The 4,416-nt window shown below is 57.5% G+C and carries 6 protein-coding genes and 1 pseudogene; 3 read left to right on the forward strand and 4 right to left on the reverse strand.

What is annotated here, in order from left to right; translation table 11 throughout:
- Positions 1 to 320 precede the first annotated feature (320 nt).
- From QCE79_RS38855 to QCE79_RS38865, 3 genes and pseudogenes are all read left to right on the forward strand, one after another.
- Entirely contained in the window at positions 321 to 407 is an 87-nt protein-coding gene (locus QCE79_RS38855) for a type II toxin-antitoxin system MqsR family toxin (RefSeq protein WP_309854430.1), read from the forward strand.
- Between the two features lie 78 nt (positions 408 to 485).
- A pseudogene (locus QCE79_RS38860) lies at positions 486 to 886 on the forward strand (type II toxin-antitoxin system MqsA family antitoxin).
- 120 nt (positions 887 to 1,006) lie between these two features.
- On the forward strand, positions 1,007 to 2,356 hold the full coding sequence (locus tag QCE79_RS38865; protein WP_309854416.1) for a lipase/acyltransferase domain-containing protein: 1,350 nt from the start codon (positions 1,007 to 1,009) through the stop codon (positions 2,354 to 2,356).
- Positions 2,357 to 2,540: 184 nt separating this feature from the next.
- Here QCE79_RS38865 and QCE79_RS38870 read toward each other — a convergent pair whose 3' ends face one another.
- From QCE79_RS38870 to QCE79_RS38885, 4 genes are all read right to left on the reverse strand, one after another.
- Positions 2,541 to 3,449, reverse strand: a complete 909-nt coding sequence (locus tag QCE79_RS38870; RefSeq protein WP_309854420.1) for a ParB/RepB/Spo0J family partition protein — start codon at positions 3,447 to 3,449, stop codon at positions 2,541 to 2,543.
- A 29-nt stretch (positions 3,450 to 3,478) separates the two neighbouring features.
- Positions 3,479 to 3,700, reverse strand: coding sequence for a hypothetical protein (locus QCE79_RS38875; protein WP_404989514.1), 222 nt, complete (start codon positions 3,698 to 3,700; stop codon positions 3,479 to 3,481).
- 50 nt (positions 3,701 to 3,750) lie between these two features.
- Positions 3,751 to 4,041: an ogr/Delta-like zinc finger family protein gene (locus QCE79_RS38880; protein ID WP_309854425.1), complete on the reverse strand. Its 291-nt coding sequence runs from the start codon at positions 4,039 to 4,041 to the stop codon at positions 3,751 to 3,753.
- On the reverse strand, positions 4,038 to 4,416 hold a 379-nt coding region (locus QCE79_RS38885), incomplete at its 5' end, for a hypothetical protein (protein ID WP_309854428.1). The genes QCE79_RS38885 and QCE79_RS38880, both read right to left, overlap by 4 nt.

The raw sequence follows: 4,416 nt of genomic DNA on the forward strand, positions 1-4,416 counted from the left end.
TCGCCGAAACCCGCGTCGCGCCGGCTTGCGCCTGTCCAACCTTTTGCGTCTGGAAACGCCATTTTGTTTTGGAGGGCAGGCGCGGAGGGGACTGCGATTCTAGGGGCTCGCAACCGGCATCTCCCAAGCCCTCCCCGCGCGACAGGGCATCAACTGCTGTGTGCGCGCTTAGTGGCCAGCCTTGCGACGCCTAGGACAAGTGGCCCCACAGCCACACGATTAGGCCGCTACAGCAGCTCGTAATTGCGCCTGCGCTAATTGAGTGTTGACGCAAAGGGCCGCAGTTTCGACAAGCGACCTAATGCCCGACGTGCGCCGTTGTGCTTGATCTCAAACCAGGCGACTGCTACAAAAGCATGACGAAGTATGGCGACCATCGCGTCTGGCAAGACGGTTATCGGCCGTAGACGACATCAGGGGACGTCTATTTGAAATTGACGGGTCATCGATGACGTGCCAATCTTCTCGTTCAAAGAGCTTTGATCATGAAATGTCCGCGTGCGGCGTGGCGGAATTGATCCGTGATACGCGCGATTTGCCCTATGTCTACAAGGGCGAGCGCACGACTATTTCCAACGTAACCGGCGCGCACTGCCCGGCGTGCGGCGAGGTCGTTTTAGATCGACTGAACGGTGATCGATATGGCGAGCTGGTCGGCAGGTTCCAGCGTGAGGTCAATGCGACGTTTGTCGATCCGCGTTACATTGCGACGGTTCGGATGAAACTAAATCTGGATCAACGGCAGGCAGCCGAGATTTTCGGAGGTGTTGCCAACGCGTTCTCGCGCTATAAAACCGGCAAGACGAAGCCGCCTTTTTCTCTCGTGAAACTGCTGAAGGTGTTGGATCGTCACCCGGACTTACTCAGCGAGGTTCGGGCCATGTGATCACCGAGCGCAGCCCTAACGCTCAAAGTATTTCATCGACTATGGTGTCAAGCATTTCGTATCGCGGTTTTGTCGCGCGCGTAGCGCGTGTCGAGCACGACAAGATAAGGGAGGCCAGCCGTGGCTGAAGTCGCAATCGTTATCCCCGGAATCATGAGCTCAGAACTGTATGACGGTGATGTGTGCGTTTGGCCGGGTGAATGGAACGAACTGATCCGTCCATACAAGAAGATGAAGCATTTGCTCAAGCCCGAACTGGAGGTTCGCGACATCATCCGCAGCATCCACTATTACGGTTTATTGGGTAGCCTTATCAGCGCGCTCGAAGCGTGCGGCTTCTCCGAAGGGGCTGAGAAAGGCACACTTATGGTGTGTCCGTACGATTGGCGCAAGGACAATCGGGTAGCGGCAGAACGCCTTGCCGAGTGCGTAAAGCAAATGCGCGCACGCCACGGTGCGGATGTTGAAATCAACCTAATTGCCCATTCTATGGGCGGCCTCGTAAGCAGATACCTGCTTGAGTCTGGCGACTACGACGACGCGAATTGCCCCGGCTTTTCGAGCATCCGACGTCTTATTACTATCGGCACGCCACATCGTGGTACGCCAGTGGCGCTTTGTGCCGCTCTCGGACAAATCGATTGTTGGTATCTTAACGGTACGCAAGTCAAGGAACTAGCGGGTCACGAAGACTTTCCCTCGTTGTACCAACTGATGCCACCACTGGATGAGCCATTCCTTTGGAACACCGATCCAAGTGCCCGTCTCGGGCCAGTCAGTCCGTACGAGAAGGACGTAGCAGAGATCTTGGGTCTGTCTGTGAAAAACCTAACGAATGCAGCTAAATTTCATGCAGCGCTCAACATCGAGAGGCGCCCACCGCACGTGATGTACTTTTGCTTCGTCGGGACGGGTCAGAGCACAATCGCCAACGTGCAAGCGAACTTCGCTCAACCACAATATCTAAATCCGACCGGCGTGGAAAGTGCTAGCGGAGGTGACGGATCCGTTCCGATCTGGAGTTCGTCCTTAGTGGGCGTTCAGCAGCTTGCTGTCAGCGGTAGCCATGCTACGCTCTACAAAACCTCCGAGGTTCTCCGCACACTTGGCGCGCTTCTTGGGAAGGAAGGTGTACTTTGCACAGACCTTAAATCCAACCTCGTTCGCATCAGCGTGCATGACGAAGTGGTCAAAGCGAATGCTGCAGAAAGGATCGCGATTTCCATGGACAAGCCTCGCAACGAGCTTGACGCTACGCTCGTGCTTCGCAAGCTTGTGGGCACCGAAGCCGCACCGCTTGCAAACCCGCCGACGCTCCCGGTGGCCCCAGTGACTTACAAGGGCGCCGGTATCGACTCGCTATCTCTTACAATCATCTGCCCGACAGATCCGGGGCTCTACGAGGTAGATCTAGTAGTTGCAGGTTTGAGTATCGCGGAGAATAAACCTGCACTCATTGTTCAAGCTTAACCTTCTCTCAGCTTAAGTCCTGCAGCCACGCTGGAGCGCGAGCAGATGAGCGGACAGACGCACAAAGGCAAGTTGGATCTCACAGGCTGGCAATTTTTGGCTGTGTTGAAAAACTCGACCGACTCGAAAGCCTTGTCTATCTCACGCTCGTCATACGGTCACGTAGAACGAGCGCAAAGCCCCATCACGATGCATCCGTCGACGCCTCACGCGCCACATCAAGCGCGGCGCGAAGGTCCGCCCCCTTCCCGATACAGACACCATCGTGGATACGGATAATCTCGATGTGTTTCGGGAGTTCAGTGCCTCTTCCGGCGAGTCGGATACTCAGATCCTCGCATTGCGTGCCAAGCCAGTCCAATCGGTCGGCATCGGATACTGACTCCGCCGCCGACTCGACGGGCTTTGACCGCTCGACCATCCGAGGCATCACCTTTGACTTTCCGGCCTCGCTCGCCCTCTTCACGCCCTTCTCAAGCGCGGCCACAGCGCCCGTGCCATGTTGGCGCATTGTCTTGATGGCCGTCGTCGCCGACACCTTGCCGCTCGTCACCATGTCGCGAATCGGTTTAGGCGCGCCAACGAGTGACAGCACGTTCAACACTTTCGCCACCGGAAATCCTGTACGGCGCGAGATTTCCTTCTCAGAAAGGCCGCGACCGATCAGCGTCTTGCAGACCAATCCCTCCCCGTACGGCGTCAAGCGCTTGCCGCTGTTGTTCGTGATCAGGCCGACAATCCGATCTTCGTCCGTCGTGCCTCTGGCTTCATTCACAACCGGCACAGCCTCGATGTTTGCGCCCTCTTCGTTGGCCAACTGCAACGCCGCGAATCGAGAATGACCGTCCGACAAATACAGAAATCCATCCGCTGCGGCCAGGACGGTCAACGGCTTGTGTCGATAGAAGCCGTTCGCCTTGATTGAGTCCGCCAGTTCGCGAACGTGCTGTCCGTACTCCGGATCCGACGAGCGAGCTTCGTTGAAGCCCGGCCGCATTCGGATCGCATCGAGCGCCACCATGTAGATGTCAACGGAGCCTTGCCGATACGGTGCGACGACCTGTTTGACGTTGCCCGCGACGAGCTCAAGCATGCCCTGCTCGGTAGACTGGATGTTCACGGCTATTCTCCTTTTTCATGTTGGCGCGTTTCGCGCCTGCTAACAAAAACCGCCTCTTCGCCCATCTCTACATCGGCGAATAGCGGCAGCGACTGCCGCCGCCCGAGCTTGGGAATTGGGACGACGGGCGGAATCAAATCAATACGCGTGCGGCACGCGTGACCGCACCGCACGTTGTCGCACTGAAAATCGATCAACCACGCCGTGTCAGAAAGCTTCTCCATCGCGCGTGCGATTGAGCGCGAACCACAGTGCGGGCACGCAATCGAGAATCTCACAGCACCTCCCGTGCGCGTTTAGTAGTGCGCGAATTGACTGGCCCGCGCAGCCCAGGCGCAACCCCGGCATGAACCTCCAGCACGACATGTGGGTCTGGGGCCTGTGCGGGCGACAGGGAGAACAGGATTTCGAAACTGGCCGGTGCGCGGTATCCGCACGACTCACAGCAGAAGTACAGGCGACGCAACAGGACGCCGAGTTGCTCGCTGTGCCGCACCTCCATCTCTTCGCCACACGATGGGCACTCCATGATCATCGTGCGCGGCTGATCGACGCATTCGCTCATGACGCCTCCGATAGCCTTGCGCGCGCCGAAATCGAAGGGCGGCCTCTCGCCTCAGCAAGCGCGTAGTCCGCAAGCCAATCCCCCACATCATCGGGACTCACGTGAATTTTCTCAATCGGATGTGCAGCCGTCCCCGTGCGCGGATAGGAATGCGCATTCCTGTTTCTAATTTCGGTCATTCGCATCGGATTCGTCGTCGCTGCAATCCTTCCCGCGGGCTCGCTGGTATCGGCGCGATCGTAGTCAGCAATCCAGTCGTCTAAGTCGCTCGAATCGGGCGTTTGACTCTGCGTACAGTTATTGACACAAGTCCAAGGGCGCGCTTCGCGCGCTAACCCCAATCCCAACTCCCAACTCTTGCGGCTCGAATGACGC

It is taken from the genome of Caballeronia sp. LZ003 (genome assembly GCF_031451465.1).
Lineage (GTDB): Bacteria > Pseudomonadota > Gammaproteobacteria > Burkholderiales > Burkholderiaceae > Caballeronia.

Excerpts from the sequence above, each read along its gene's own strand:
- QCE79_RS38870 (WP_309854420.1), bottom strand. The coding sequence starts at position 3,449 with ATGCTTGAGCTCGTCGCGGGCAACGTCAAACAGGTCGTCGCACCGTAT.
- QCE79_RS38875 (WP_404989514.1), bottom strand. The coding sequence starts at position 3,700 with ATGGAGAAGCTTTCTGACACGGCGTGGTTGATCGATTTTCAGTGCGAC.
- QCE79_RS38880 (WP_309854425.1), bottom strand. The coding sequence starts at position 4,041 with ATGAGCGAATGCGTCGATCAGCCGCGCACGATGATCATGGAGTGCCCA.